This window comes from Streptomyces malaysiense, assembly GCF_000980885.2.
Lineage (GTDB): Bacteria > Actinomycetota > Actinomycetes > Streptomycetales > Streptomycetaceae > Streptomyces > Streptomyces malaysiense.
On record NZ_LBDA02000011.1, the window covers coordinates 1 to 25,689 of the forward strand.

Here is a 25,689-nt window from a genome sequence, read left to right on the forward strand (position 1 = left end):
TGGGAGAGTAGGACGCCGCCGAACTCCTTTTACAGCTCCGGCTCTTGGGCATCAGCCCGAGAGCCGGAGCTTTTTTGCGTTGGGGTAAAGTCAGGGAGCATCGTCGGCTCGTTTTCCCACAGGAGGCCCCCGGGTGGAGGTCCAGGAGACCCGTGTCCAGACAGACCGGGTCCTCACCATCCCCAACATCCTCAGCATGGCGCGGCTCGTCGGCGTGCCCCTGTTCCTGTGGCTGATCCTCAGGCCGGAGTTCGGGGGCCCCAAGAGCGACGGATGGGCCCTGCTCGTGCTCGCCTTCAGCGGAGTCAGCGACTACCTGGACGGCAAGCTCGCCCGGCGCTGGAACCAGATCAGCAGCCTGGGCCGGCTCCTCGACCCCGCGGCCGACCGGCTCTACGTACTCTCCACGCTGGTCGGTCTCACCTGGCGGGAGATCCTCCCGGTCTGGCTGACCGCCCTGCTGCTCGCCCGGGAACTGATGCTCCTGGTGATGGTGGGCATCCTCCGCCGGCACGGCTACCCGCCGCCCCAGGTCAACTTCCTCGGGAAGGCGGCCACGTTCAACCTCATGTACGCCTTCCCGCTCCTGCTCCTCAGTGACGGAAGTGGTTGGATCGCGTCACTGGCCGCTGTTTTCGGATGGGCGTTCGCAGGTTGGGGTACAACGCTCTACTGGTGGGCAGGAGTGCTCTACGTGGTGCAAGTCCGCCGATTGGTGCGTGCGGACGCCATGGCCGATTGAGCTCGGCGATTGTCCTGACGTATCGCCTCAATGGCCCGCCGTGCAAAAGTGCGGGACAATCTGGACGGGTGAAGTCGGCTAGACCGTCGTCTCTCAGAGGAGGACGCTTCCGACATGAAGGCCGTCGTGATGGCTGGAGGCGAAGGCACCCGCCTTCGCCCCATGACCTCAAGCATGCCCAAGCCGCTCCTGCCCGTGGTGAACCGCCCGATCATGGAGCATGTGCTAAGGCTGCTCAAAAGGCACGGGCTCACCGAGACCGTCGTCACCGTGCAGTTCCTTGCCTCGCTCGTCAAGAACTACTTCGGTGACGGCGAAGAACTCGGTATGGAGCTCACCTACGCCAATGAGGAGAAGCCACTCGGTACCGCCGGAAGCGTCAAGAACGCCGAAGAGGCGTTGAAGGACGATGCCTTCCTCGTCATCTCCGGTGATGCCCTGACGGACTTCGACCTCACGGAGCTGATCAATTTCCACAAGGAGAAGGGCGCGCTCGTCACGGTCTGCCTGACCCGCGTGCCCAACCCCCTGGAATTCGGCATCACCATCGTGGACGAGGAAGGCAAGGTCGAGCGCTTCCTGGAGAAGCCGACCTGGGGGCAGGTCTTCTCCGACACCGTCAACACGGGCATCTATGTGATGGAGCCCGAAGTCTTCAGCTACGTCGAACCCGATGTTCCGGTCGACTGGTCCGGTGATGTCTTCCCGCAGCTGATGAAGGAGGGCAAGCCGATCTACGGCTTCGTCGCCGAGGGCTACTGGGAGGACGTCGGCACGCACGAGAGCTACGTCAAGGCCCAGGCCGACGTCCTCGAAGGCAAGGTCAACGTCGACATCGACGGATTCGAGATCTCCCCGGGCGTATGGGTCGCGGAGGGCGCCGAGGTGCATCCCGACGCCGTACTGCGCGGACCGCTCTACATCGGCGACTACGCCAAGGTGGAGGCCGGCGCGGAGATACGCGAGGACTCCGTCGTCGGCTCGAACGTCGTCGTCAAGAGCGGCGCCTTCCTGCACAAGGCGGTCGTCCACGACAACGTCTACGTCGGCCAGCACAGCAATCTGCGCGGCTGCGTCGTCGGCAAGAACACCGACATCATGCGGGCCGCCCGGATCGAGGACGGCGCGGTCATCGGCGACGAATGCCTGATCGGAGAGGAATCGATCGTCCAGGGCAACGTGCGGGTCTACCCCTTCAAGACGATCGAGGCCGGTGCCTTCGTCAACACCTCGGTCATCTGGGAGTCCAGGGGCCAGGCGCAGCTCTTCGGCGCCCGCGGGGTGTCCGGCATCCTGAACGTGGAGATCACGCCCGAGCTGGCCGTCCGCCTCGCCGGCGCTTACGCGACCACCCTCAAGAAGGGCTCCACGGTCACCACGGCCCGTGACCACTCCCGAGGCGCCCGAGCGCTCAAGCGCGCGGTCATCTCGGCGTTGCAGGCGAGCGCCATCGACGTACGCGACCTGGAGAACGTGCCGCTGCCCGTGGCCCGGCAGCAGACCGCGCGGGGCAGCGCCGGCGGCATCATGATCCGAACCACGCCCGGCGTCCCCGACTCGGTCGACATCATGTTCTTCGACGGACAGGGCGCCGACCTGTCCCAGGGCGGGCAGCGGAAGCTGGACCGGGTGTTCGCGCGCCAGGAGTACCGGCGGGCCTTCCCCGGCGAGATCGGTGACCTGTACTTCCCCTCCAGCGTCTTCGACTCCTACACCGGTTCGCTGCTGCGCAACGTCGACACCACCGGGATCCCGGACTCCGGCATGAAGGTCGTCGTGGACGCCTCCAACGGCAGCGCCGGCCTGGTTCTGCCCAGCCTGCTGGGCAAGCTCGGAGTGGACTCCCTGACCATCAACCCGGGTCTCGACGAGTCCAGGCCCACCGAGACCGCCGAGATGCGGCGCAGCGGTCTGGTGCGCCTCGGTGAGATCGTCGCGTCCTCGGGCGCCGCGTTCGGCGTCCGCTTCGACCCAGTGGGCGAGCGGCTGTCGCTCGTGGACGAGAAGGGCCGGATCATCGAGGACGACCGGGCGCTGCTGGTGATGCTGGACCTGGTGGCCGCGGAGCGGCGCAGCGGCCGGGTGGCGCTGCCGGTCACCACGACCCGCATAGCCGAACAGGTGGCCGCCTACCACGGGACCCAGGTCGAGTGGACGACGACCTCGCCCGACGACCTCACTCGTGTGGGTGGTGAAGAGGGCACGATCTTCGGCGGTGACGGCAAGGGCGGCTTCATCATCCCCGAGTTCGGCAGCGTGTTCGACGGAACGGCCGCGTTCGTCCGGCTGATCGGGCTCGTAGCACGCACCCAGCTCACCCTGAGCCAGATCGACGCGCGGATCCCGCGGGCGCATGTGCTCAAGCGGGACCTGGCGACGCCGTGGGCCGTCAAGGGGCTCGTGATGCGCCGTGTGGTGGAGGCGGCCGGCGACCGCTCGGTCGACACCACCGACGGCGTGCGGGTCGTGGAGACCGACGGGCGCTGGGTGATGGTGCTGCCGGACCCGGCCGAGGCGGTCACCCATCTGTGGGCGGAGGGTCCGGACGACGCCTCGGCGCAGGCCCTGCTCGACGAGTGGTCGGGCATCGTGGACAGCGCCGGGCGGTAGGCCTACGACGGCTGTTCCCACCGCCGCTCCGGAGCCGCCCCCGAGGCCGCCGACGGGCTCCCCATGCCCGCCGCGGACCTTCGGGGCGCTCCGGGGCGGCGCCGTCCTGACTGGTCAGAGCCGTTGAACCGGTGTTCGCGGGGGTGCCGCACCAGTGCCCGCCAGGGGGGTGCGTCCGGCGCGCCGGTGGGGCCATTCGGAGTATCGCGCGCGGCATGCGACGATGTGCGGCATGCCGCAGCAACCCCCCGTTCGGAGCAGCGCCGCGCGGCCGCGCCGTCCGGACGCCTCCATGTCGTTGATCACCAACGTCATGGACCACAGCCTCGACGACGGGTACGCCGAGGCCGCCGCCCGGAAGAAGTCCTGGAGCGAGGGCGGCCTGCCGAAGACCCTCAGGGCGAAGCTGGGCCTCGCGGGCGGACTCGTCCTCGCGGCGCTGGTCGTGACCGTCGGGGCGGCACAGGCGCGGGTGGCGGCGCCCGTGGTGGCCAAGGAGCGCCAGGAGCTGATCGACCGCGTCGACAAGGAGACCGCCGACGCGGACAAGCTCCAGGGGAGCGTCGACAAGCTGCGCGACGACGTCAGCGCGCGCCAGCGGGCCGCCCTGAGGTCGAGCGGCGGCAGCGCCGAGGCGGACCTGGTGGGCATGCTGTCGGGCGCCACCGAGGTGCACGGTCCGGGCGTCAAGCTCGTGGTGAACGACGCCAAGGAGGCCAGTACCGGCGGTGACGGCACCAATCCGCGGGAGACCGCGGGGTTCTCCGACACCGGCCGGGTGCGCGACCGTGACCTCCAGCGCGTGGTCAACGGGCTGTGGGCGTCCGGCGCCGAGGCCGTCTCCGTCAACGGGCAGCGGCTGACCGCCCTGTCCGCCATCAGGGCCGCCGGAGACGCGATCCTGGTCGACAACAGGCCGCTCGTGCCGCCGTACACCGTGCTGGCGGTGGGGGACGGTCCCAGGCTGAGCAGCGACTTCCAGAACAGCGGCGACGGGCTCTACCTGCACGCCCTTGAGCAGAACTACGGCATCCGCGCCACCATCTCCACCGAGCACGACGTCCGGTTGCCCGCCGCGCCGACCGTGATCGTACGCACGGCGCGGCCGGTCCCCGGCGGTGCCGACGCCAAGAGCGGCGAGAACAGCAAGAACACCGAGAACAGCAAGAGCACCGAGAAGACGGAGAAGGGCACATCGTGATCGCCGTACTGGGCCTCGTCGTGGGAGTCGTGGCCGGCCTGTTGGTCCGGCCCGAGGTTCCGGCGGTCGTGGAGCCGTATCTGCCGATCGCCGTCGTGGCGGCGCTGGACGCCGTCTTCGGTGGTCTGCGGGCCATGCTGGACGGAATCTTCGACGACAAGGTCTTCGTCGTGTCGTTCCTGTCGAACGTGGTCGTGGCGGCCCTGATCGTTTTCCTCGGCGACAAGTTGGGCGTGGGCGCCCAGCTGTCCACCGGCGTCGTGGTCGTCCTCGGTATCCGCATCTTCTCCAACGCCGCGGCGATCCGGCGGCACGTCTTCCGGGCATGAGGCGATGAGCGACAACCAGCACAACGACGACCACCAGGATTCCGCGCACGGCGAGCACGCGGCCCGGCCGGGCGACGGGCTGCGCAAGGAACTGCCGGCCGAGGTGCCCGCACCGGCGCCCGGGGCCGGGCAGCCGCCCGCGCCGCGGCCCGACGAGTCGCTGACCGGCCGTCAGCGGCTGGTCAAGGGGCTGTGGCCGCCACGTGTGACCCGGCCCCAACTCATCGTCGCCCTGCTCCTGTTCGGCCTCGGTTTCGGCCTGGCCGTCCAGGTGGCGTCCAACAGCGACACCGACAGCGCGTTGCGCGGCGCACGTCAAGAAGATCTTGTTCGCATCCTGGATGAACTGGATTCGCGTACTCAGCGTCTTGAGGACGAGAAGCAGGGACTCGAAAAGCAGCGGTCGGAGCTGCAGAGCAGCTCCGACCAGGCCGCGGAGGCACGCAAGCAGACCGCCGAGAAGGAACGGCAACTCGGCATCCTCGCGGGCACCGTGGCGGCTCAGGGTCCCGGCATCACCATGACGGTCGAGGACACGAAGGGGACGGTCCAGTCGGACATGCTGCTCGACACCATCCAGGAGCTGCGCGCGGCCGGCGCGGAGGCGATCCAGGTCAACGGCGTGCGCGTGGTGGCGAACACCTACTTCGCGGACGCGGGCAAGAGCGTGAGCGTGGACGGGAACAAGATCAACGCCCCGTATCGTTTCAAGGTCATCGGCAAACCGCAGGATCTCGAGCCGGCGCTGAACATCCCGGGAGGCGTGGTGCAGACTCTGGAGAAGGAGCAGGCCACGGTATCCGTCGCACAGTCGGACAAGATCGTCGTGGACGCCTTGCGACAGGCGAAGCAGCCTGACTACGCTCGGTCGTCCTCCCGGTGAACCGGCGGTGCATGGGGTCGGTCCGGCAAGGGCATGAGGTTGCGGGGGGTCGGCGCACCGACGAGGTGACGCGTGGTGGAAACTGTCTGGCGGGCACGGACGTTGTGAGAGTGTCCGGGTCGGCCGGTGTCGGCAATCAGGGTTCGTCCTGCCCCACGGGCGGGTCTGTTTCGGTCAAGGGGAATCGCCCGTGAAGTTGTTTGGGAAGTGGTTCGGCAAGAGCGCGCGAGAGGGCGGCGACAACGCGACCGCTCGTCATCGCGCACAGCCTGACGCACAGGGTCAGAGGCCGCTGTTCCGGGACCAGGTGGCTGGTCCGGGCGGTGACATTTCGGGAGGCCAGGGCGCGCCGTCAGTTGACCCTGCCCAGTCCCGCGGCATAGGTTTCGGGCAACCGTCAACCTCAAGTACGGGTGGAGACTTTGCTCCCGACCCGTACGCGTCCAACGCCCCGGCGGGGCAGCCGCGGCAGGAGGATCCGTCCATGTCGGTCCTGGTGTGTACGAGGTGCGGTAACCGCAACGCGGAGAACGCCCGCTTCTGTTCCAACTGTGGTGCGCCGCTGCGTCCCGGAGCCGTGCCCGAGCGCGCGTCCGAGACGACGTCCACGATCTCGATCTCCGGTCTCGAGGCCTACGACGCGGAGGTGACCGGCCAGACGCCGATGCCGCTGCTGTCGCCCGAGGCGCAGGCCGCGGTGGACGCGCTGCCGGCGGGCTCGGCCCTGCTGGTGGTGCGCCGGGGACCGAACTCGGGCAGCCGCTTCCTGCTCGACGGCGACCTGACCACGGCCGGCCGTCATCCGCAGAGCGACATCTTCCTGGACGACGTGACCGTCTCGCGTCGCCATGTGGAGTTCCGCCGCTCGCCGGACGGTTCGTTCACCGTCGCCGACGTCGGCAGCCTGAACGGCACGTACGTCAACCGTGAGCCGATCGACCAGGTCGCCCTGCACACCGGTGACGAGGTGCAGATCGGCAAGTACCGGCTGGTGTTCTACCCGAGCCGGCACGGCATCTGACCCGCCCCCGGACGCGTTCCGGGGGTAACCCAGGGAAGGTCCATGCTTCACACACCGAGCGGCGGTGCCGGAAGCGGTACCGCCGCCAGGGACAGCGGGTTGATGAGCATCGGCACGGTGCTGAACGCGCTGCGCGAGGAGTTCCCCGAAGTCACCATCTCCAAGATCCGTTTCCTGGAGGCGGAGGGGCTCATCGAGCCGCAGCGGACCCCTTCGGGGTACCGCAAGTTCAGCCCCGGTGACCTGGAGCGGCTCGGACACGTCCTGAGGATGCAGCGGGACCACTACCTGCCGCTCAAGGTGATCCGTGAGCATCTGGACGCCATGGAGCGGGGCGAGGCCGTCCCGCTGCCCCTGGTCGGGCGCCAGCGCACCGGGGACGACGTCCTGGAGGTGCAGGAAGGGCCCACCGTGGCCCGGGTCGGCCGGTCCGAGCTGCTGGCCGCCGCGGACATCGGCGAGGCCGAACTGGAGGAGTGGGAGTCGTACGGACTCCTGGTGCCGCTCGCCGACGGGACGTACGACGCGGAGGCGGTCACCGTCGCCTCCCTCGTCGCCGAACTGGGGCGTTTCGGGATCGAGCCCCGTCACCTGCGGGTGATGAAGGCGGCCGCCGACCGGGAGGCCGGACTGGTCGAGCAGGTGGTGGCCCCGCTCAAGCGCCACCGCAATCCGCAGACCAGAGCGCTCGCCGAGGCCCGTACGAAGGAGCTGGCGGCGCTCACCATGAAGCTGCACGCGGCCCTTGTGAAAACCGCTCTCGGGGTACGTCTTCCCTGATCCGGGGGTGGGCCGCCGGGGGGAGGACCGGGCGGCCGCTCGGGGCCCCGACTACCCAAACGTCCCGGGCACGGCCTAGGGTTGCTGTGTGAACGAGCTCGATGTCGTAGGTGTCCGGGTCGAAATGCCCTCCAACCAACCGATCGTGCTCCTGCGCGAAGTGGGAGGCGACCGCTACCTCCCCATCTGGATCGGGCCGGGGGAGGCGACGGCGATCGCCTTCGCACAGCAGGGCATGGCCCCGGCCAGGCCGCTGACCCATGACCTGTTCAAGGACGTGCTGGAGGCCGTCGGCCAGGAGCTGACCGAAGTGCGCATCACCGACCTGCGGGAAGGCGTCTTCTACGCGGAGCTGGTCTTCGCCAGCGGGGTCGAGGTCAGCGCCCGTCCCTCCGACGCCATAGCGCTGGCCCTGCGCACCGGCACGCCGATCTACGGCAGCGACACGGTGCTGGACGACGCGGGGATCGCCATCCCGGACGAGCAGGAGGACGAGGTGGAGAAGTTCCGCGAGTTCCTCGACCAGATCTCGCCCGAGGACTTCGGCACCAGCAGTCAGTGAGACGGTCGGCGCGTACGAGCGGTTCACAGGGCCCCGGCCTGCGCGGCCGGGGTTCAGGGGGTCGGTTTCCGCGGCTTGTCGCGGCTGGTTCCCGGGGCATTTGCCAACGGCGATTGAGAGCGTCCCAGGGGTCCCCGCGAGGTCATTCGGCTAGCCTTTCCCCGCGGTGGGACACGGGAAACCACTCCTTGGGTGATTATCACTCGGCGTGCCGAGTGTGGCGATCGTTGACGCACCCCTGGTGACTGCCTACCGTCGAGAAGGCAGGTCAAGGACGGAGGTCGGCGTGAGAACCAGCGGCGACGGTACGGCTGGGGGTGCTCCCGTGCGCGGTTTCGGGGAGAGCGGTCCGTACCCGGTTCACGGCAGCGCGGTGGATCACGTTCCGCAGCGGCCGACGGCGGTGCCGGGCGGCGACGGGGCGGCTTCCACGACGTCCGAGGAGATCGGCTACCGGGGGCCCACGGCCTGCGCGGCGGCCGGCATCACCTATCGGCAGCTCGACTACTGGGCGCGTACGGGCCTGGTCGAGCCGAGCGTGCGGCCCGCGTACGGATCGGGCACCCAGCGGTTGTACAGCTTCCGGGACGTCGTCGTCCTGAAGATCGTCAAGCGGTTCCTGGACACCGGGGTCTCGCTCCAGAACATCCGGTCGGCCGTGCAGCACCTCCGGGAGCGCGGATTCAGCGATCTGGAGCGCATGACGCTCATGAGCGACGGCGCGACCGTGTACGAGTGCACCTCGCCGGACGAGGTGCACGCGCTTCTCCAGGGCGGCCAGGGCGTCTTCGGGATCGCGGTCGGCGTGGTGTGGCGGGACGTGGAGAACGCCCTGTCCCAGCTGCACGGCGAGCGCGTCGACACGGGCGAGACGCTGGTCGGGCACAACCCGGCGGACGAGCTGGCGCGGCGCCGCAACCGGGCGGTCTGAACCGGCCCTGACCCGAAGGTCCGCCGGGCACCGTCGGATTGTCAGTGCCGTGGTGCAGCATCGGAGATGTGAGAAACGCGCCCACGATCCTGCATCTCGACATGGATGCCTTCTACGCCTCGGCGGAGCAGGCGTCCAAGCCGAGCCTGCGCGGGAAGGCGGTCGTGGTGGGCGGGCTCGGACCACGCGGAGTGGTGGCCACGGCGTCGTACGAGGCGCGGGCCCTCGGGGTGCACTCGGCGATGCCCATGGCCCAGGCGCGGCGACTGGCGCCCAACGCGGCGTACCTGGTGCCGCGCTTCAGTCTGTACCGGGCGGTCAGCGAGCAGGTGATGACCCTGCTCCGGGAGCTGTCGCCGCTGGTGGAGCCGCTGAGCCTGGACGAGGCGTTCGTGGATCTGGCGGCCTCGGGGACCGCGGAGGACGCGGAGTCGGCGCGGCGGACGGGTGTGCGGCTGCGCGCGGACATCCGCACCGCCACCGGGCTCACCGGATCGGTGGGACTCGCCGCGTCCAAGATGCTCGCGAAGATCGCCTCCGAGCGGGCCAAGCCCGACGGCCTGGTGCTCATCGAGCCGGGAACCGAGCGGGCTCTGCTGGGGCCGCTGCCGGTGCGGACCCTGCCGGGGGTGGGGCCGGCGACGGGCGACCATCTGCGGCGCGCCGGGATCACGACGGTCGAGGAACTGGCCGAGGCGGGCGAGGACGAACTCGTCCGGCTCCTCGGCAAGGCCCACGGGCAGGCGCTGTACGCCATGGCGCTGGCGCGGGACGAGCGGCCGGTGGTGGCCGAGCGGGAGGCCAAGTCCGTGTCGGTCGAGGACACGTACGACGTGGACATCCACGACCGGCCGCGGATCGGACTGGAGGTACGGCGGCTGGCGGACCGGTGCGTGCGGCGGCTGCGCGAGGCGGGACTGTCCGGGCGGACGATCGTACTGAAGGTGCGGAGGTACGACTTCTCGACGCTGACCCGCTCCGAGACGCTGCGCGGGCCCACGGACGATCCGGCGGTCGTGCGGGAGGCCGCCGAGCGGCTGCTGGAGTCCGTGGACACCACGGGCGGGGTGCGGCTGCTGGGTGTCGGTGTCTCCGGGCTCGCCGACTACACCCAGGAGGACCTGTTCGCGCAGGCGTCCTCACGGGCGGAGCCGGTGCCCGAGGAGGCCGTGGCCGCACCGGTCGTGGTGGCCCGGGAGCCGGTCCCGCCGCACTGGCGGGCCGGCCAGGACGTCCGGCACGCCGAGCACGGGCACGGGTGGGTGCAGGGCAGCGGCGTGGGCCGGGTGACGGTGCGCTTCGAGACCCCGCAGTCGCCCCCTGGGCGGATACGGACCTTCCTGGTCACGGATCCCGCCCTGGAGCCGGCGGAACCCCTGCCCCTGGTCGCCACGGCACCCGCCGCCCCCTCGCCCGCCCCGGGGCCGCCCGCCGCGCCGTGACCACCGGACGGCGCCGGCCCCCCGGCTACGTCTCCTCCGAGCCCGCCAGCCTGCCGAAGTTGTGGTCCGGAGCGGCGTCCGGGGTCACGTCGAGGCCGTAGTGGTGGTAGAGCTGCAGTTCCTGTTCGGGGGAGAGGTGGCGGCCCACGCCGAAGTCGGGGGCGTCCTTGATCAGAGAGCGGTCGAAGGGGACATGGAGGGTGCCCTCGACGAGCTCGCTCGGTTCCAGGGGGACGAACGCGTCGCGGGAGAAGAGGCCGGTGCGTATGGCCGCCCACTCGGGGACACCGGTGGCGTCGTCCAGGTACACCTCGTCGATCGTGCCGATCTTGGTGCCATTGCGGTCGAACGCCTTGCGGCCGATCAGGTTGCGCGGATCGATGTCGGTCTGCACGGTCCCTCTCCCTCCAATTGGTCGCAACTCATCCGTAAGCACTACGAAAGAGCACATTCACCGTGGCGGCCACTTGAGAAATCCGGCCGTTGACCTCGCTGGTAGTCTGATTGCGGCTGCTGACCCCGTGCGGGAGAGTCCTCCGACCCACCTCGGAGGCGCCGAAGGAGCAAATCCTCCCCGGAATCTCTCAGGCTCACGTACCGCACGGACGAGGTCACTCTGGAAAGCAGGGCGGGTGTCGACGGCTTCCGCCCTCACCGACGGTGAAAGCCGGTGCCGCGAGGTGCCCGGTGAAGCTCTCAGGTTGAGATGACAGAGGGGGAGGCCGTCCGGGCACCCGCGCCGTGGTGCCCTTCGAAGGTCGTCAGACCAGGAGGCCTCCGCAATGACCGCCCATCGCATTCCGCTCTCCGAGCTCGAAGCGGGCATCCCCTTCGAACAGCGCCACATCGGGCCCGACCAGGAGGCGCGGGCCAAGATGCTCGCCCAGGTCGGCTACGGCTCCCTGGACGAGCTGACCGCCGCCGCGGTCCCGGATGTGATCAAGAACGCCGACGCCCTCGACCTGCCGGACGCCCGTACCGAGGCCGAGGTGCTGGCCGAGCTGCGTTCGCTCGCGGACCGCAACCAGGTCCTCGGCTCCATGATCGGCCTGGGCTACTACGGCACCTTCACCCCGCCGGTCATCCTGCGCAACGTCCTGGAGAACCCGGCCTGGTACACGGCCTACACGCCCTACCAGCCGGAGATCTCCCAGGGCCGTCTGGAGGCCCTGCTGAACTTCCAGACCATGGTCGCGGAGCTCACCGGTCTGCCCACCTCCGGTGCCTCCCTCCTGGACGAGGGCACGGCCGCCGCCGAGGCCATGGCGCTGTCCCGGCGCATGGGCAAGAACAAGAAGGGCCTCTTCCTGGTCGACGCGGACGCCCTGCCGCAGACCATCGCCGTCATCCGGACCCGCGCCGAGCCGACCGGCGTCGAGGTCGTCGTCGCCGACCTGAGCGCGGGCATCCCGGCCGACATCGCCGCCCGGGACATCAACGGCGTGCTGGTCCAGTACCCCGGTGCCTCCGGCGCCGTACGCGACCTCAAGCCGGTGATCGAGCAGGCGCACGGGCTGGGCGCGCTCGTCACCGTCGCCGCCGATCTGCTCGCCCTCACCCTGCTGACGTCCCCGGGCGAGCTGGGCGCCGACATCGCCGTCGGCACCACCCAGCGCTTCGGCGTCCCGATGGGCTTCGGCGGTCCGCACGCCGGCTACATGGCGGTGCACGAGAAGTTCGCCCGCAGCCTGCCCGGCCGCCTGGTCGGCGTGTCCGTCGACGCCGACGGCGACAAGGCGTACCGCCTGGCCCTCCAGACCCGCGAGCAGCACATCCGCCGTGAGAAGGCCACCAGCAACATCTGCACCGCGCAGGTGCTGCTCGCCGTCATGGCCGGCATGTACGCCGTCTACCACGGCCCCGAGGGCCTCAGGACCATCGCCCGGCGCACCCACCGGTACGCGGCGCTCCTCGCCGAGGGCCTGAAGGCCGGCGGCGTCGAGATCACCCACGGCGCCTTCTTCGACACCGTCACCGCGCGCGTGCCCGGCAAGGCCGCCGAGATCGTCGCCGCCGCCCGGGACAAGGGCGTCAACCTGCACCTGGCCGACGCCGACCACGTCTCCCTGGCCTGCGACGAGACCACCACGCGGGCGCAGCTGGAGGGCGTCTGGTCCGCCTTCGGCGTGGCGGCCGACCTGGAGGCGCTGGACGCGGCCACCGGTGAGTCGCTGCCCGAGGCGCTGCTGCGCGGCGACGACTTCCTCGCCCACCCGGTCTTCCACCAGCACCGCTCCGAGACCGCGATGCTGCGCTACCTGCGCAAGCTGTCCGACCGTGACTACGCGCTCGACCGCGGCATGATCCCGCTGGGCTCCTGCACCATGAAGCTCAACGCGACCACCGAGATGGAGCCCGTCACCTGGCCCGAGTTCGGCGCGCTGCACCCCTTCGCGCCCGCCGAGCAGGCCGCCGGCTTCCTCCAGCTCATCCATGAGCTGGAGGACCGCCTCGCCGAGGTCACCGGTTACGACAAGGTCTCCCTCCAGCCGAACGCCGGCTCCCAGGGCGAGCTGGCCGGTCTGCTGGCCGTCCGCGGCTACCACCGCGCGAACGGCGACGAGCAGCGCACCGTCTGCCTCATCCCGTCCTCCGCGCACGGCACCAACGCGGCCAGCGCCGTGATGGCCGGCATGAAGGTCGTCGTCGTCAAGACGTCCGACGACGGCGAGATCGACGTCGAGGACCTGCGGGCCAAGATCGAGCAGCACCGCGACCAGCTGGCCGTGCTGATGATCACCTACCCGTCCACGCACGGTGTGTTCGAGGAGCACGTCGCCGACATCTGCGCCCAGGTGCACGAGGCCGGCGGGCAGGTGTACGTCGACGGCGCCAACCTCAACGCCCTGGTCGGCCTCGCCAAGCCGGGTCACTTCGGCGGCGACGTCTCGCACCTGAACCTGCACAAGACCTTCTGCATCCCGCACGGCGGCGGCGGCCCCGGCGTCGGCCCGGTCGCGGTGCGCTCGCACCTCGCGCCGTACCTGCCCAACCACCCGCTCCAGCCGGCGGCCGGCCCGGAGACGGGCGTCGGCCCGATCTCCGCGGCGCCGTGGGGCTCGGCGGGCATCCTGCCGATCTCGTGGGCGTACGTCCGGCTGATGGGCGGCGAGGGTCTCAAGCGGGCCACCCAGGTGGCCGTGCTCTCCGCGAACTACATCGCCAAGCGGCTGGAGCCGCACTTCCCGGTGCTCTACACCGGGCCCGGCGGTCTGGTCGCGCACGAGTGCATCATCGACCTGCGCCCGCTGACCAAGGCGACCGGCGTCAGCGTGGACGACGTGGCCAAGCGCCTGATCGACTACGGCTTCCACGCTCCGACCATGTCGTTCCCGGTGGCCGGCACGCTGATGATCGAGCCGACCGAGTCGGAGGACATCATCGAGCTGGACCGGTTCTGCGACGCGATGATCGCCATCCGCGCGGAGATCGAGAAGGTCGGCTCCGGCGAGTGGCCCGCCGAGGACAACCCGCTGTACAACGCCCCGCACACCGCGGGCGCGCTCGGCGGCGAGTGGACGCACGCCTACAGCCGCGAGGAGGCCGTCTTCCCGGCCGGGGTCTCGGTGGCCGACAAGTACTGGCCGCCGGTGCGCCGCATCGACCAGGCGTTCGGCGACCGCAACCTGGTCTGCTCCTGCCCCCCGCTGGACGCGTACGAGGACTGACCGCGCCGCAGCCGTGCCCCGAGGGCCTCGTCCGGACAATCCGGGCGGGGCCCTCGGCCGTGTCGCCGTCGCGGCCGGCCCGGCGGGCGCGGCCCGGTCACCCGGGCCGCCGTCGGGGCCGCAGGGACAGCCGACCGTCTACACCGTCTCCAGCGCCACCTCGGTCGACTTGATCAGGGCGATCACGTCGGAGCCCACGAACAGGCCCAGCTGGATGGCCGCGTCCCGGGTGATGGCGGCGGTCAGCTCGCCGCCCGGGACGGAGACCCGCACGCTCGCCATGGCGGCGCCGGTGGTCAGCCCGACCACCGTGCCGGGCAGCTGGTTGCGGATCGACAGGCCCTCGACACGGCGCGTGGCGACGGAGACCTCGGTCGACTTCACCAGGGCGCGCACCGGCGTGCCCGGGGCGAGGGCCAGGTCCTCGGCGGCCGCCAGGGTGATGGCCGCGGTGAGTTTCTGGCCGCCGTCCAGACGGACCTCGACGGTGGCCATGGCCTCGCCCGGGTGGACCGCGGTGACGCTGCCGGGGAGCTGGTTGCGGATGCTCAGGGTCATGGACACCCACCGTAGGGCGCCCGGCGGCTCAGGCGGGGTATGCGTGGGTCTGGGTCGCTTTGACTGTCGCCCAGACCGGTGCGCCGGGCTGGAGCTCCAGATCGGCGGCCGCCACCGTGGTGAGGTCGGCGGCGAGCGGGAGCTCACCGGTGAGATCGGCGCGGATCTGGTCGCCGTGCGTCTCCAGACCGGCCACCTCGCAGCGCCACAGGTTGCGGGCGCTGGCCCCGGTGGGCCGGTCCCGGAAGAGGGTCACGGCCGAGGGCGGGAAGGCCACGAAGGCCGGTCCGGACAGCTCCTCGGTGGTGGTGATCGAGGGCCCGGCGTCCAGCCGTACCGTGTGGCCCTCGGCCTCGCCCCGGTAGAGGTTGAGGCCGACCAGCTGGGCGATGTAGTCCGTGCGCGGCCGGCGAGCGATGTCGGCGGGGGCGCCCTCCTGGACGACCCGGCCGTGCTCCACCACCACCAGGCGGTCCGCGAGCACCATGGCGTCCAGCGGATCGTGCGTGACGAGGACGGCGACCGCCTCGAACTCGGCCAGGTGGCGGCGGAGCTGGGCGCGGACCTCCAGGCGGGTACGGGCGTCCAGCGCGGCCAGCGGCTCGTCCAGGAGGAGCAGCCGGGGCCGGGTGGCCAGGGCGCGGGCCAGGGCCACGCGCTGGGCCTGGCCGCCGGACAGCCGGCGCGGCTTGACGCCCGCGTGCTCGGCGAGCCCCATCCGCTCCAGCCAGGCCGCGGCCAGCGCACGGGCCTCCGTCTTGCCCCGGCCCTGGCAGCGCGGCCCGAAGGCCACGTTGTCCAGCGCGGACAGGTGCGGGAAGAGGAGGTAGTCCTGGAAGACGACACCGACCGGGCGGGACTCCGGCGGTACCCGCTCCAGCGGGGTGCCGTCGAGCCGGAGATGGCCTTCGCCGAGCGGCACCAGACCGGCGAGGGCGCGCAGCGCGGTGGTCTTGCCCGCGCCGTTGGGGCCCAGCAGCGCGACCACGTCGCCGGGCGCCGCGGTCAGGGCCACGTCCAGCCGGAACCCGCCCCGGTCCACGACCAGCCGGGCGTCGAGGCCCTGCGGGGCCCCCCCTTCCGGGGCCTGGGCGTCGAGGTCCGGGGTGTCCGTCATGAGTGCGGGGTCCTTCGGCCGGGGCTGCTCGGTGGGTGTCGTGCGCCGTCCTCCCGTCATGTCACACCCCTGTCAGCCAGCGGTCGCGCAGTCCCGCCAGCACCGCGATGGAGACGGCCAGCAGGACCAGGCTCAGCGAGATCGCGGCCTCGGGGTCGTTCTGGAGGGCGAGGTAGACCGCGAGGGGCATGGTCTGGGTGCGGCCGGGGAAGTTCCCCGCGAAGGTGATCGTGGCGCCGAACTCGCCGAGCGCCCGCGCCCAGGCCAGTACGGCGCCCGCCGCGACGCCGGGCGCGATCAGCGGCAGCGTGACCCGGCGGAACGCGGTGAAGCGGGAGGCGCCGAGCGTGGTGGCCGCCTCCTCGAAGCGCGGGTCGGCGGCGCGCAAGGTGCCTTCCACGCTGATGACCAGGAACGGCATCGCGACGAATGCCTCCGCGAGCACCACCGCGGTGGTGGTGAAGGGCAGGGTGATCCCGAACCAGGCGTCGAGCCACTTGCCGATGACGCCGTTGCGGCCCAGCGCGAGCAGCAGGGCCACACCGCCGACGACCGGCGGCAGCACCAGCGGCAGGGTCACCAGGGCGCGCACCAGACCCCGCCCGGGGAAGTCCGTGCGGGCCAGCAGCCAGGCCAGCGGCACGCCGAGGACGAGGCTGACGGCCGTCGCCAGGGTGGCGCTGACCAGCGAGAGCTGGAGCGCCTGCCACACCTCGGTGCTGGTCAGCTGGTGCGGCAGGCTCCGCCAGGGCGCGCGGACGAGCAGCGCGAGCAGGGGCAGCAGGAGGAAGGCGAGGGCCAGGACGCCGGGCAACAGGAGGGGCAGGGGGACGCCGCGGCGGCCGGCCGCGCGGATGCGGCGGGGCGCCGTGCCCCCGCCCGTGCCGGAGTCCGCGCCGGTGCGGACTCCCGTACCGGCACGGCGGCGCCGCGGCCGGTCCGTGCGGGGACCGGTCGCGGCGCCGGGCTCGTCGGGCGAGGTCACGGCTTGAGGAACCCGGCCTGGCCCAGCACCCGCTGGCCCTCGGCGGACCGGACCAGGGCGATGAACGCCTTGGCGGTCTCGGCGTGCCCGGCGTTCTTCAGCAGGGCGATCGGGTAGTCGTTGACGGCCTCGGCGGACTCCGGGAACTCCACACCCTCCACCTTGTCACCGGCGGCGTGCACATCGGTCTTGTACACCACCGCCGCGTCGGCCTCCTTCAGCTCGACCTTGTTCAGAGCGGCCTTGACGTCCTGCTCGTAGGAGACCGGGGTGAGCTTGAGGTGACTCGCGTCCAGCGCCTTCTGCGCGGCGGCGCCGCACGGCACCGTCCTGTCGCACAGGACGACCTTCAGACCGGGCTCGGTGAGGTCCTTCAGGGAGGCGACCTTGCCGGGGTTGCCGGGCAGCGTGGCGATCTCCAGCTGGTTGCGCACGAAGGTGACCGGGGCGCCGGCCGTGTCCTTGGCGTTCGTCACGGTGGCCATCGTCCTGGGGCTGGCGGCGGCGAAGACGTCGGCCGGGGCGCCGCCGGTGATGCTCGCGGCGAGGGTGTCGCTGCCGCCGAAGCTGAAGGTGACCTTGGTGCCCGGGTGCTGCTGCTCGAACTCCTTGCCGAGCGCGGTGAAGCTCTCCTGGAGCGAAGCGGCGGCGAACACGGTGACGGTGCCGGACAGCTCGGGTGAGGCGGAACCCGACGTGCCCGACGCCGTGTCCGAGGAGCCGGAGGACGAGGAGCAGGCGCTGAGGGTCAACAGGGCGGCGGCGCCCGCGCCGGCCAGCTCGAGCATCCGCCGGGTCCGGCGCACGGAAGGGGTCATCACGGTTCTGCTCCTCGTGTTGTGCGGTACGACTGTCGCGCCCTGGCACGGTTGTACGAACCTGCCGTGCCGCGATGATACTGCCGCATCTGCCAGCTGTAAGTCCCTTGTCGCATCGCATGAGCTGCGATCTTGCGCAAGGTGGCTGGCATGTGCGTTTGTACGGTGCTCCACCGCGGGTACCGTCCTGCCGGAGGTGGTCGCAGGTGACACTCGCCCGTCTCGCCCTGAGCGGAGATCTCGTACGTCCTTCCCGGCTGACCGTCCCGGACCTGCTGCGCTGGCCGCAGCACCGGGTGGCCGTCGGCTTCGAGTGCGCGACCAGCGGCACGCGGCGCCACCGCTTCACGGGGCCGCGGTTGTACGACGTCCTCGCCGACGCCGGACCCGGCTTCGACCCGCTGCGCCGCAAGGACCGGCTGCGCTTCCTGATCGCCGTCACCGGCACCGACGGCCACCACGCGCTGCTGTCCTGGGCCGAGATCGACCCGGACTTCGCCGACGCGCCCGTCCTGCTGGGCGTGAGTATCGACGGAACCCCCCTGGACGCGAGCGGCCCCCAACTGGTGCTGCCCCAGGACCGGTGCGGGGCCCGGCACATCAGCGGGATCACGGCGATCCGGGTGGACGGCGGCTACCGGTGCGTGCCCCTGGCAGCGGCGGTGGTTCCCTGAGGGGTGGCCCGGCCTGTGGCCGGGGCGGAGCGGGCCGAGGAGGCGGCGCCGGCCGGCCCGGAGGCGGGGCGGCCCCGGGCCTGGAGGCCGGCCAGGAGGGGGGAGCCGGTCAGACGCGGTCGATGTGGACGTTCGTCGACTTCACCCGGGCCGTGGCCTCGACCCCGACCTCCAGGCCGAGTTCCTCCACCGCCTCGCGGGTCAGCAGAGAGACCAGCCGGTGCGGGCCCGCCTGGATCTCCACCTGGGCGGCGACGTCGCCGAGCTTGATGGCGGTGACGATGCCCGGAAAGGCGTTGCGCACGGAGGTGTGGGAGGTCTCCTCCTCGCCGCTGCCGCCCTTGGCCAGCTCGACGGAGAACGCGGCGAGGGCCCGGCCGTCGATCAGCCGCCGCCCCGCCTCGTCGCGATGGGTGGCCACCCGGCCCGCGTCGGCCCAGCGGCGGGCGGTGTCCGGGCTGACGCCGAGCAGCCGCGCCGCCTGGCCGATCGTGTAGGACTGCATGCCGAGAACGATAGGGCGCCGCTCAGCCCGTGTGCACACGCGGCCTGCGGTCCCGGTCGGGCTCGGCCTCGCGCAGCACCTCGCGGGTGACCGGCGCGACCTCGCCCTGCCCGAACAGGAAGAACCGCAGGAAGTTGGCCAGCGGGCTGCCCTCGGTCCACTCGAAGTAGATGTGCGGGGTGCAGCCGGTGACGTCGCGGACATGGAGCAGCAGCGCCGCCAGGGCGTTGGGGATGGATGCGGACTCCAGGGTCAGCACCCGGTAGCGCCCGTGCAGGACCTCGCCGCGCACCGTCAGGCTCGCCTCGAACTCGGACGGGTCGGTGACCGTGACCTCGACGAAGACGAAGTCCTCCTGCTCCGGCATGTCGTTGTCGGCGCGGATCTGATCGACCTTTTCGCGGTACTCGGCCTTGTCCCGGTGGCCGGGCTCGTTCGCGATGAACCGCATCTTGCGGCTGGCCATGTCCCTGATGAATCGTTCCGCCAATGGATCGAGCGTCACACTGGTCACGCGCAGCTCGAAGGCACGGGCCAGCCGGGACAGCAGCGAGACCAGGATGATGCCGACGATGAAGCAGGCGCCGATCTTCACACCGTCGGGACGCTCGATCACGTTGACGACCGTCGTGTACAGGAACACCAGCGAGATCACCGCGAAGCCGATGGTCCAGCGGCGTTGTCCCGCCTTGCGCGCGGCGATGGTCACCGCGATCGCCGCGGAGCTGATCAGCACCAGCACACCGGTGGCGTAGGCGCCGCCCTGCTTGTCCACGTTGGCGTCGAAGATCCAGGTCACCAGGAACGCGATCAGCGTGAAGACCAGGACCATCGGGCGCACCGCGCGCGCCCAGTGCGGGGCCATGCCGTACCGGGGCAGGTAGCGCGGCATCAGATTGAGCAGGCCCGCCATGGCGGACGCGCCGGCGAACCACAGGATGGCGATGGTCGAGACGTCGTAGATCGTGCCGAAGGCGCCGCCGAGGTACTGGTGCGCGAGATAGGCGAGCGCGCGGCCGTTGGCCGGGCCGCCCGGCTTGAAGTCCTTCTCCGGGATCAGCAGCGTGGTGATGAAACTACTGGTGATCAGGAAGCAGCTCATGATGACGGCGGCGGTCGTCAGCAGCTTCTTGGCGTCCCGGATCCGGCCGGTGGGGTGCTCCTCGGTGTCACCCGGGTCGCCCTTGACGTGTGGCATGACCGCGACGCCGGTCTCGAATCCGGACAGACCGAGGGCGAGTTTCGGGAAGACGACCAGGGCCACGCCGATCATCACGAAGACGTTCCCGTGTTGCGTGGTCAGGGCGTTGGCCCAGTCCGTGACCAGGTGCTCGGCGGTGATGACGTGGTACAGGCCGACGATCACCACGACCAGGTTGAGCGCGAGGTAGACACCCACCAGGGCGAAGGCGACACCGATGGCCTCCAGGAAGCCCTTGAGGAACACCGCGCCGAGCAGTGCCACCAGCAGCAGCGTGATCAGCATCTGCTTGCCCTGGAGAGCACTCGTCAGATGCGGGTTCTCCACCAGGTGGGTGGAGGCGTCGGCGGCGGACAGGGTGATGGTGATCAGGAAGTCGGTCGCCGCGAACCCGAGCAGGGTCAGCACGAACAGCTTGCCCTTCCAGAAGGACAGCAGCCGTTCCAGCATCGCGATGGAGCCCTCGCCGTGCGGGCTCTCCTCGGCCACCCGCCGGTAGACCGGCAGCGCGCCCGCCAGGGTGACGAGCACCAGCACGACGGTCGCGATGGGGGAGACCAGGCCGGCCGCGAGCGCCGCGATGCCCGGCTGGTAGCCGAGGGTGGAGAAGTAGTCGACACCCGTCAGACACATCACCCGCCACCAGCTCTGCCCCTTGTGCGGGGGCTCGGGCTGGGCGTGTGGTCCGGTGTGGCCGCCGCTCTTGCCCATGTCGGACAGCCCCTCCAGCATCCAGGCGCGCAGGCGACCGGTACTGGGAGGGTGTTCGGTCGTGGCCATCGGTGTGCTCCTGATGTGGGGCTCAGCTCTTTTCGGCCATCACACGGACGGCGGCACCAGCGTATGCAGAGCGTGACGCCTGGGCCTCCGTATCAGGGGCGGGGAGGCGTCAATCCTGCGTTAAGAATGGCGCGGTGCCATCAATGGCGCATCAAGAAGCCGAGGCAGGAGCGGGTCACCAGGAGCTGGGCCGAACGAGTGGCGGGGTCACCTTGCGGGAGCCGGTGGCCACCGGGTGTCATCGTTCGAGGAGCTCAGGGGGCAGTTCAGGGGCCCTCCGGAACAAGGCCATCACTCCATTCCGGACGCCCGGAAGACCGCCAGGGCCGTCTCCCGGTCGAGACGGCGGGCGAGCTGGTCGAGGGCGGCGGTGCCGCAGCGCAGGGTGCCGCCGGCCCGGGAGCGGCGGGCGCCGTCGTCGAGCCGGTGCCACAGGGCGGGGTTGCGCACCAGCACCTCCGGGTCGATCTCCACCCGGTTCCCCAGGAGGTCGCGCAGCACCAGCCGCTGGTCGACGCCCTCCAGCGGGCGGACCGCGACCAGCAGATCGGTGTGGACCCGGCGGGTGCGCAGCAGCCGCCTGCTGGCCAGCCAGCCGTCACCGGCCGACACCATGGCCGGGAACAGCACGAGGAGCAGGAGCAGGGCCAGGGCGGACCACAGCAGGCCCCGCCACCAGGTGAGGGAGCCGGCCGCGCCGTCGATGCACAGCAGCAGCGCGAGCAGGGCGGCGGCGCAGCGCGCGGCGGTCCGCACCTCGCCGGCCCACTCGCGGTCGTACGCGACGGTGGTGGCGGTGGGCGGCTGCGGGCTCGCAACCCGGCGCCGTGTGTCGTCGCTGTGCTCCATGGCCTCGACGGTAGCCAGTCGGCGGCGGGACGGCACGATCCGTTGACGGCGCTCTGACGGGCGGAGCCGGATTCTTGACGGGTCCCCTACGGCGCTGCGCACCGGGCTCGGCGCGGCCTCGGCGGGACTTCCGCGCGGCCTGCTCACGCGGGCCGGGCCCTCACAGCCCCCGGGTGTCCATCGGCAGGTGCCAGGCGTTGCGCCGGTGGACCGCGAGCAGCTGGGACTCCAGCGGGGACGGCGGTACGGCGAGGACCGGACAGCCGGCGTGGGCGAGGCAGTGCCGGCGCACCCGGCCGGAGAACGCGCGCTGGAGACCGCGCCGGCCCGCGCCCACGACCAGCAGGTCGTCCTCGCGGTCCGCGATCGCCACCAGCGCCCGGCCGGGGGTGCCGCGGACGACGAGGGCGTGTATCGGCACCCCGGGCCCCCGGTCGCCGAAGATCTCCTCCAGCACCGCGACCAGCCGGCCCCCGGCCAGCCGCTGCCATTCCTCGTCGCGCACGGCCGCGGCGGGCGAGCGGCGGGTGGCCGGTTCGCCGCCCGGCGGCTCCCAGGCCAGCACCGGCCACAGCTCGGCCCCCAGCCGACGGGCGAGCGCGCCGGCCCGCCGCAGTGCCGTGACGCTGCCCATGGAGCCGCTGACCCCGACCACCACACGTGCGACCGCCGAGGCGTCGTGACCGGACATGACTCACCGTTCCTCACCGGTGTCCCGCGCCGTCTCCTTCCATCCCACCCCCGTGCCGGGGATACGACCAGCCGGAGACGCGTCGGGGCCGGTCGCGCACCGGGTGGGTGCGGCCGGCCCCTCGGGTCCCCGCAGTCCTCGCGGCGCCGCCGTGATCAGGCGGCGGTCATCACCGCGTCCGCGCCGAGCGGGCGGTGCGGGGCGATGACGCGACCGTCGGGCAGCAGCTCACCGGTGTCCTCGAAGAACAGGACACCGTTGCACAGCAGGCTCCAGCCCTGTTCCGGGTGGTGCGCCACGAGGCGGGCGGACTCCCGGTCGGCGGATTCGGCTGGCGGGCACGGTGGCTGGTGCTGGCACATGAATGGGATCTCTCGCTCTGTGGTGGTCATGGCGTCCCCCGTCATGCAGTCGTGCGGAACCCAGTGTCGTCCCATGGGAGTCGTTCCGCAGGGATTTCGGGGCACCGCTTCCTACAGGTTGAGGACGCGTCACCCGGGCGGACGGTTCAGCCCAACTACCCCGTCAATCGGGGTGGTTCGCTCTGGCCGAGGTGGACTAGTCCGTCCGGGGCCCGGACGGACCGGCGATCCGTTCGGGCCCCCGGGGGCGGGCCGCCGGCCCGTCCGACGTCCCGGGTCAGGCCGCCGGTGAGCCGAGCAGCGGGAGCCGGGTGGCCCGCAGGGTCAGCACCGGGAGCAGATCGGCGACCTGGTGCGGACGGTAGGCCGCGATGCCGGGCGGCGCCGGGGCGAGCGGCACCAGCAGGTCGGTGGCGGCCGGGTGGCCCTCCGCGCCGTCGGCCGCGGTGTCGCCGTGCAGCCACAGGGTGAGCATGTAGAGCCCGGGGACAGACAACAGCCTTGGCTGATACGGGTGTTGGAGCGACTCCGCCTGCTTCAGGGCCAGCTCTGTGGAGGTGACGTACGGCCCCTCGAAGAAGTGCGAGAAGGCCCAGCCGTCGGGGGTGAGCATGCTCTCCGCCGCGGCCACCGCCCGGTCGCCGCAGCGGATCAGGAAGCGCCAGCCCGCCAGCCGGGTGGCGGACAGGCCCTGGGGTGTGATCCGGTCCAGCACATGGACGGGCAACGGGAGTTCGGGCGTCACCGGACCCTGCGCGGCACGCAGGGAGGGGGTGCGGGCCTCACGGACCGCGGTCGGCGAGCCCAGGGCGGCGAGGACGGAGCGCAGGGCGGGCGCGGGGGCAGGGGCAACGTGAAGCGGCATGATGGGTCGCCTCTCAGTCGACAGGCGCGGGGCGCGAGGGAGGGGTGGGGCGGACGGCGCTGTCTGCTCACAAAAGGGCGGAGAGGTGGGGGCCGGTCGGTGAAGAACGAGGGTGCGGCGCGCTCCGCCGCCCGTCAACCGGAGCGGCAGGAATGCGGCAGGACCAGGACCGAGGGCGCCACCCTCCCGCCTTGTGGACGAAGTTTATACGACATGTGTTCAGACGGTGTTTCGTCTAACCCATTGCCGTGGATCCCACAAGGCGTGAATAGGCCGCCGTTTAGCGGAAATTCTCCCGGTTTCCGGGCGGTCACGCGGTGTTGACCTCGCGATACGCTCCGCTCGCGGACGGCCGAAAGTCGTCGGCGTTTTTCACGAGGCGTTCGGGGCACCCGAAGGTGCGCTCGCGACATGCCCCGTGAATGTGCCGCAGGGAACATTACGACAGCGTAGCGGGCGTCCGGGTGGCGCGGGACGTTATCGATCGCTTTCACTGGGCATTACTCCACGTGACCCGGGAGCCCCGGCGGCCGGAACGCCGGCCCGCCCATCCGAGGAGGGACATTTCGATGGGGGAGAAGGTCGTGGCAGGGCAGTTCGACCTGTCCGATCGCCAGCGCTATCGCGAAAAGCTCCAGAAGTGCTTGACGGGGCTGGAGCGGCTGCTGGTCGAGAAGCGTTTCGACCGCCCCAGGAACCTCATGGGTGTCGAGATCGAATTGAATCTCGCCGGTCCGGACGGCATGCCCAAAATGTTGAACGGCCAAGTGCTCGAACGTATCGCGAGCCGTGACTTCCAAACGGAACTCGCGATGTTCAATCTGGAGGTGAACATAGCCCCGCACCGGCTCGGCGGCCGCGTCTTCGACCGCCTCGCCGAGGAGTTGCGGACCTCGCTCGCCTATGCCGACCGCAAGGCCGGGGAGGTCGACGCGGGCATCGTGATGACCGGCATCCTGCCCACCCTCGGCCGGGACGACCTGGTCTCCTCCAACCTCTCCGAGGCCGACCGCTACACCCTGCTCAACGACCAGATCGTGGCCGCGCGCGGGGAGGACTTCCGGCTCGACATCGAGGGCGTGGAACATCTGGTCTGCACCGCCAAGTCCATCGTCCCGGAGGCCGCCTGCACCTCCGTGCAACTGCACCTCCAGGTGACGCCGGGGCGGTTCGCGGACGTGTGGAACGCGGCGCAGGCGGCGAGCGCGGCGCAGATCGCCGTGGGCGCGAACTCGCCGTTCCTGTTCGGCCGCGAGCTGTGGCGGGAGTCTCGTCCGCCGCTGTTCCTCCAGTCCACCGACACCCGGCCGCCCGAACTCCAGGCGCAGGGCGTACGGCCGCGCACCTGGTTCGGCGAGCGGTGGGTGTCCTCGGCGTACGAGCTGTTCGAGGAGAACCTGCGCTACTTCCCGGCCCTGCTGCCGATCTGCGACGAGGAGGAGCCGCTGGAGGTCATCGCCGCGGGCGGCACCCCGAAGCTCGCCGAACTGGTGCTGCACAACGGCACGATCTACCGCTGGAACCGCCCGGTGTACGGCATCGCGGACGGCGTACCGCATCTGCGGGTGGAGAACCGGGTACTGCCGGCCGGGCCGACGATCACCGATGTCATCGCGAACGCGGCCTTCTACTACGGTCTCGTGCGCGCCCTCGCCGAGGAGTCCCGGCCGGTGTGGACCCGGCTGCCGTTCGCCGCGGCGGAGGCCAACTTCGACGCGGCGTGCCGCTACGGCATCGACGCGCGCTTCGTCTGGCCCCGGCGCGGGCGGTACGGCGGCACGGGCGAGGTCGACGCGGTCACCCTGGTCCGCGACGAACTGCTGCCGCTGGCCGCGGCGGGGCTGGACGCGTGGGGCGTCGAGGCGGCCGACCGCGATCTCTACCTCGGAGTCGTCGAGGAGCGTTGCCGGCGCAGGGTCAACGGAGCCTCCTGGCAGGCCGCGACCTTCCACCGCGCCCTGGAGGGGGGTCTGTCCCGGGAGGCCGCGCTGGCCGCGACGACACGGCGGTACGCCGAGCTGATGCATGTGGGAGAGCCGGTGCACATGTGGCCGGTTGGGCTGCCGGAGCCGGTGCCGGCGGGGTGAGCGGGGCGTTCGTGGCGGGCGCGGGGGG

The 25,689-nt window shown here is 71.2% G+C and carries 23 protein-coding genes, 1 pseudogene and 1 riboswitch; of the genes and pseudogenes, 13 read left to right on the forward strand and 11 right to left on the reverse strand.

Translation table 11 applies throughout. From position 1 onward, the window contains the following. Positions 1-133: 133 nt before the first annotated feature. The 10 genes and pseudogenes from clsA (at position 134) to VT52_RS05610 (ending at position 10,602) form a co-directional block, all read left to right on the forward strand. Positions 134-742: a cardiolipin synthase ClsA gene (gene clsA, locus VT52_RS05565; protein WP_046421542.1), complete on the forward strand. Its 609-nt coding sequence runs from the start codon at positions 134-136 to the stop codon at positions 740-742. A gap of 114 nt (positions 743-856) precedes the next feature. Beyond that, positions 857-3,352, forward strand: a complete 2,496-nt coding sequence (locus tag VT52_RS05570) for a mannose-1-phosphate guanyltransferase (protein ID WP_046421541.1) — start codon at positions 857-859, stop codon at positions 3,350-3,352. A gap of 292 nt (positions 3,353-3,644) precedes the next feature. Beyond that, positions 3,645-4,553, forward strand: a complete 909-nt coding sequence (locus VT52_RS05575; RefSeq protein WP_079174854.1) for a DUF881 domain-containing protein — start codon at positions 3,645-3,647, stop codon at positions 4,551-4,553. Next, complete coding sequence (locus tag VT52_RS05580) at positions 4,550-4,882, forward strand: small basic family protein (RefSeq protein WP_003988855.1); 333 nt, start codon at positions 4,550-4,552, stop codon at positions 4,880-4,882. The genes VT52_RS05575 and VT52_RS05580 overlap by 4 nt, the downstream gene beginning before the upstream one ends. 4 nt (positions 4,883-4,886) lie before the next feature. Then, complete coding sequence (locus VT52_RS05585) at positions 4,887-5,765, forward strand: DUF881 domain-containing protein (RefSeq protein ID WP_046421538.1); 879 nt, start codon at positions 4,887-4,889, stop codon at positions 5,763-5,765. Between the two features lie 190 nt (positions 5,766-5,955). Then, entirely contained in the window at positions 5,956-6,786 is an 831-nt protein-coding gene (locus VT52_RS35295) for an FHA domain-containing protein (protein ID WP_206306442.1), read from the forward strand. Positions 6,787-6,828: 42 nt separating this feature from the next. Beyond that, positions 6,829-7,566, forward strand: coding sequence for a transcriptional regulator FtsR (gene ftsR, locus VT52_RS05595; protein ID WP_046421536.1), 738 nt, complete (start codon positions 6,829-6,831; stop codon positions 7,564-7,566). A gap of 88 nt (positions 7,567-7,654) precedes the next feature. After that, positions 7,655-8,128, forward strand: a complete 474-nt coding sequence (locus VT52_RS05600) for a bifunctional nuclease family protein (protein WP_026253112.1) — start codon at positions 7,655-7,657, stop codon at positions 8,126-8,128. Between the two features lie 286 nt (positions 8,129-8,414). Further along, a complete protein-coding gene (locus tag VT52_RS05605; RefSeq protein ID WP_046421534.1) occupies positions 8,415-9,059 on the forward strand; it encodes a MerR family transcriptional regulator in 645 nt (214 codons plus the stop codon). 68 nt (positions 9,060-9,127) lie between these two features. After that, positions 9,128-10,602, forward strand: a pseudogene (locus VT52_RS05610) (DNA polymerase IV). Here the strand turns inward: VT52_RS05610 and VT52_RS39650 are convergent. After that, positions 10,527-10,895, reverse strand: coding sequence for a PRC-barrel domain-containing protein (locus VT52_RS39650; RefSeq protein ID WP_046421531.1), 369 nt, complete (start codon positions 10,893-10,895; stop codon positions 10,527-10,529). The pseudogene VT52_RS05610 and the gene VT52_RS39650 sit on opposite strands and share 76 nt — an antisense overlap. A 120-nt stretch (positions 10,896-11,015) precedes the next feature. Then, positions 11,016-11,111, forward strand: a riboswitch (glycine riboswitch). A gap of 172 nt (positions 11,112-11,283) precedes the next feature. Here VT52_RS39650 and gcvP point away from each other — a divergent pair. Beyond that, a complete protein-coding gene (gcvP, locus tag VT52_RS05620) occupies positions 11,284-14,169 on the forward strand; it encodes an aminomethyl-transferring glycine dehydrogenase (RefSeq protein WP_046421530.1) in 2,886 nt (961 codons plus the stop codon). A 138-nt stretch (positions 14,170-14,307) separates the two neighbouring features. Here gcvP and VT52_RS05625 read toward each other — a convergent pair whose 3' ends face one another. The 4 genes from VT52_RS05625 to modA all read right to left on the reverse strand — a co-directional run bounded on the left by VT52_RS05625 (position 14,308) and on the right by modA (position 17,647). Then, on the reverse strand, positions 14,308-14,727 hold the full coding sequence (locus VT52_RS05625; protein WP_046421529.1) for a TOBE domain-containing protein: 420 nt from the start codon (positions 14,725-14,727) through the stop codon (positions 14,308-14,310). A gap of 28 nt (positions 14,728-14,755) precedes the next feature. Continuing rightward, positions 14,756-15,844, reverse strand: coding sequence for an ABC transporter ATP-binding protein (locus VT52_RS05630; RefSeq protein ID WP_046421528.1), 1,089 nt, complete (start codon positions 15,842-15,844; stop codon positions 14,756-14,758). Positions 15,845-15,905: 61 nt separating this feature from the next. After that, on the reverse strand, positions 15,906-16,700 hold the full coding sequence (modB, locus tag VT52_RS05635; RefSeq protein ID WP_240509650.1) for a molybdate ABC transporter permease subunit: 795 nt from the start codon (positions 16,698-16,700) through the stop codon (positions 15,906-15,908). 125 nt (positions 16,701-16,825) lie between these two features. Next, complete coding sequence (gene modA / locus VT52_RS05640) at positions 16,826-17,647, reverse strand: molybdate ABC transporter substrate-binding protein (protein WP_046421525.1); 822 nt, start codon at positions 17,645-17,647, stop codon at positions 16,826-16,828. A 206-nt stretch (positions 17,648-17,853) separates the two neighbouring features. On the opposite strand from modA, the gene VT52_RS05645 reads away from it, so the two are divergent. Further along, positions 17,854-18,321: a molybdopterin-dependent oxidoreductase gene (locus tag VT52_RS05645; RefSeq protein WP_046421523.1), complete on the forward strand. Its 468-nt coding sequence runs from the start codon at positions 17,854-17,856 to the stop codon at positions 18,319-18,321. A gap of 109 nt (positions 18,322-18,430) precedes the next feature. Here the strand turns inward: VT52_RS05645 and VT52_RS05650 are convergent, their stop codons facing one another. From VT52_RS05650 to VT52_RS05675, 6 genes are all read right to left on the reverse strand, one after another. After that, positions 18,431-18,826, reverse strand: coding sequence for a TOBE domain-containing protein (locus VT52_RS05650; protein WP_046421522.1), 396 nt, complete (start codon positions 18,824-18,826; stop codon positions 18,431-18,433). 22 nt (positions 18,827-18,848) lie between these two features. After that, positions 18,849-20,807: an APC family permease gene (locus VT52_RS05655; protein WP_046421521.1), complete on the reverse strand. Its 1,959-nt coding sequence runs from the start codon at positions 20,805-20,807 to the stop codon at positions 18,849-18,851. A gap of 291 nt (positions 20,808-21,098) precedes the next feature. Next, positions 21,099-21,656 (reverse strand): hypothetical protein, encoded by a 558-nt coding sequence (locus VT52_RS05660; protein WP_046421519.1) that lies wholly within the window; start codon positions 21,654-21,656, stop codon positions 21,099-21,101. A gap of 160 nt (positions 21,657-21,816) precedes the next feature. Continuing rightward, positions 21,817-22,347, reverse strand: coding sequence for a universal stress protein (locus VT52_RS05665; protein WP_046421518.1), 531 nt, complete (start codon positions 22,345-22,347; stop codon positions 21,817-21,819). 155 nt (positions 22,348-22,502) lie between these two features. Continuing rightward, complete coding sequence (locus VT52_RS05670; RefSeq protein ID WP_046421516.1) at positions 22,503-22,709, reverse strand: DUF5999 family protein; 207 nt, start codon at positions 22,707-22,709, stop codon at positions 22,503-22,505. 277 nt (positions 22,710-22,986) lie between these two features. Further along, entirely contained in the window at positions 22,987-23,574 is a 588-nt protein-coding gene (locus VT52_RS05675; RefSeq protein WP_046421515.1) for a hypothetical protein, read from the reverse strand. A 569-nt stretch (positions 23,575-24,143) separates the two neighbouring features. Between VT52_RS05675 and VT52_RS05680 the strand changes: the two genes are divergently transcribed. Continuing rightward, positions 24,144-25,661: a glutamate-cysteine ligase family protein gene (locus VT52_RS05680; protein ID WP_046421513.1), complete on the forward strand. Its 1,518-nt coding sequence runs from the start codon at positions 24,144-24,146 to the stop codon at positions 25,659-25,661. Positions 25,662-25,689: the final 28 nt, after the last annotated feature.

Coding starts and splice junctions, on each gene's coding strand:
- gcvP (WP_046421530.1), top strand. CDS start 11,284: ATGACCGCCCATCGCATTCCGCTCTCCGAGCTCGAAGCGGGCATCCCC.
- VT52_RS05630 (WP_046421528.1), bottom strand. CDS start 15,844: ATGACGGACACCCCGGACCTCGACGCCCAGGCCCCGGAAGGGGGGGCC.
- VT52_RS05585 (WP_046421538.1), top strand. CDS start 4,887: ATGAGCGACAACCAGCACAACGACGACCACCAGGATTCCGCGCACGGC.
- VT52_RS05650 (WP_046421522.1), bottom strand. CDS start 18,826: ATGCAGTCCTACACGATCGGCCAGGCGGCGCGGCTGCTCGGCGTCAGC.
- modA (WP_046421525.1), bottom strand. CDS start 17,647: ATGACCCCTTCCGTGCGCCGGACCCGGCGGATGCTCGAGCTGGCCGGC.
- VT52_RS05675 (WP_046421515.1), bottom strand. CDS start 23,574: ATGCCGCTTCACGTTGCCCCTGCCCCCGCGCCCGCCCTGCGCTCCGTC.
- VT52_RS05625 (WP_046421529.1), bottom strand. CDS start 14,727: ATGACCCTGAGCATCCGCAACCAGCTCCCCGGCAGCGTCACCGCGGTC.
- VT52_RS05570 (WP_046421541.1), top strand. CDS start 857: ATGAAGGCCGTCGTGATGGCTGGAGGCGAAGGCACCCGCCTTCGCCCC.
- VT52_RS05670 (WP_046421516.1), bottom strand. CDS start 22,709: ATGTGCCAGCACCAGCCACCGTGCCCGCCAGCCGAATCCGCCGACCGG.
- VT52_RS05665 (WP_046421518.1), bottom strand. CDS start 22,347: ATGTCCGGTCACGACGCCTCGGCGGTCGCACGTGTGGTGGTCGGGGTC.
- VT52_RS05655 (WP_046421521.1), bottom strand. CDS start 20,807: ATGGCCACGACCGAACACCCTCCCAGTACCGGTCGCCTGCGCGCCTGG.
- VT52_RS05680 (WP_046421513.1), top strand. CDS start 24,144: ATGGGGGAGAAGGTCGTGGCAGGGCAGTTCGACCTGTCCGATCGCCAG.
- VT52_RS05660 (WP_046421519.1), bottom strand. CDS start 21,656: ATGGAGCACAGCGACGACACACGGCGCCGGGTTGCGAGCCCGCAGCCG.
- ftsR (WP_046421536.1), top strand. CDS start 6,829: ATGCTTCACACACCGAGCGGCGGTGCCGGAAGCGGTACCGCCGCCAGG.
- VT52_RS05575 (WP_079174854.1), top strand. CDS start 3,645: ATGTCGTTGATCACCAACGTCATGGACCACAGCCTCGACGACGGGTAC.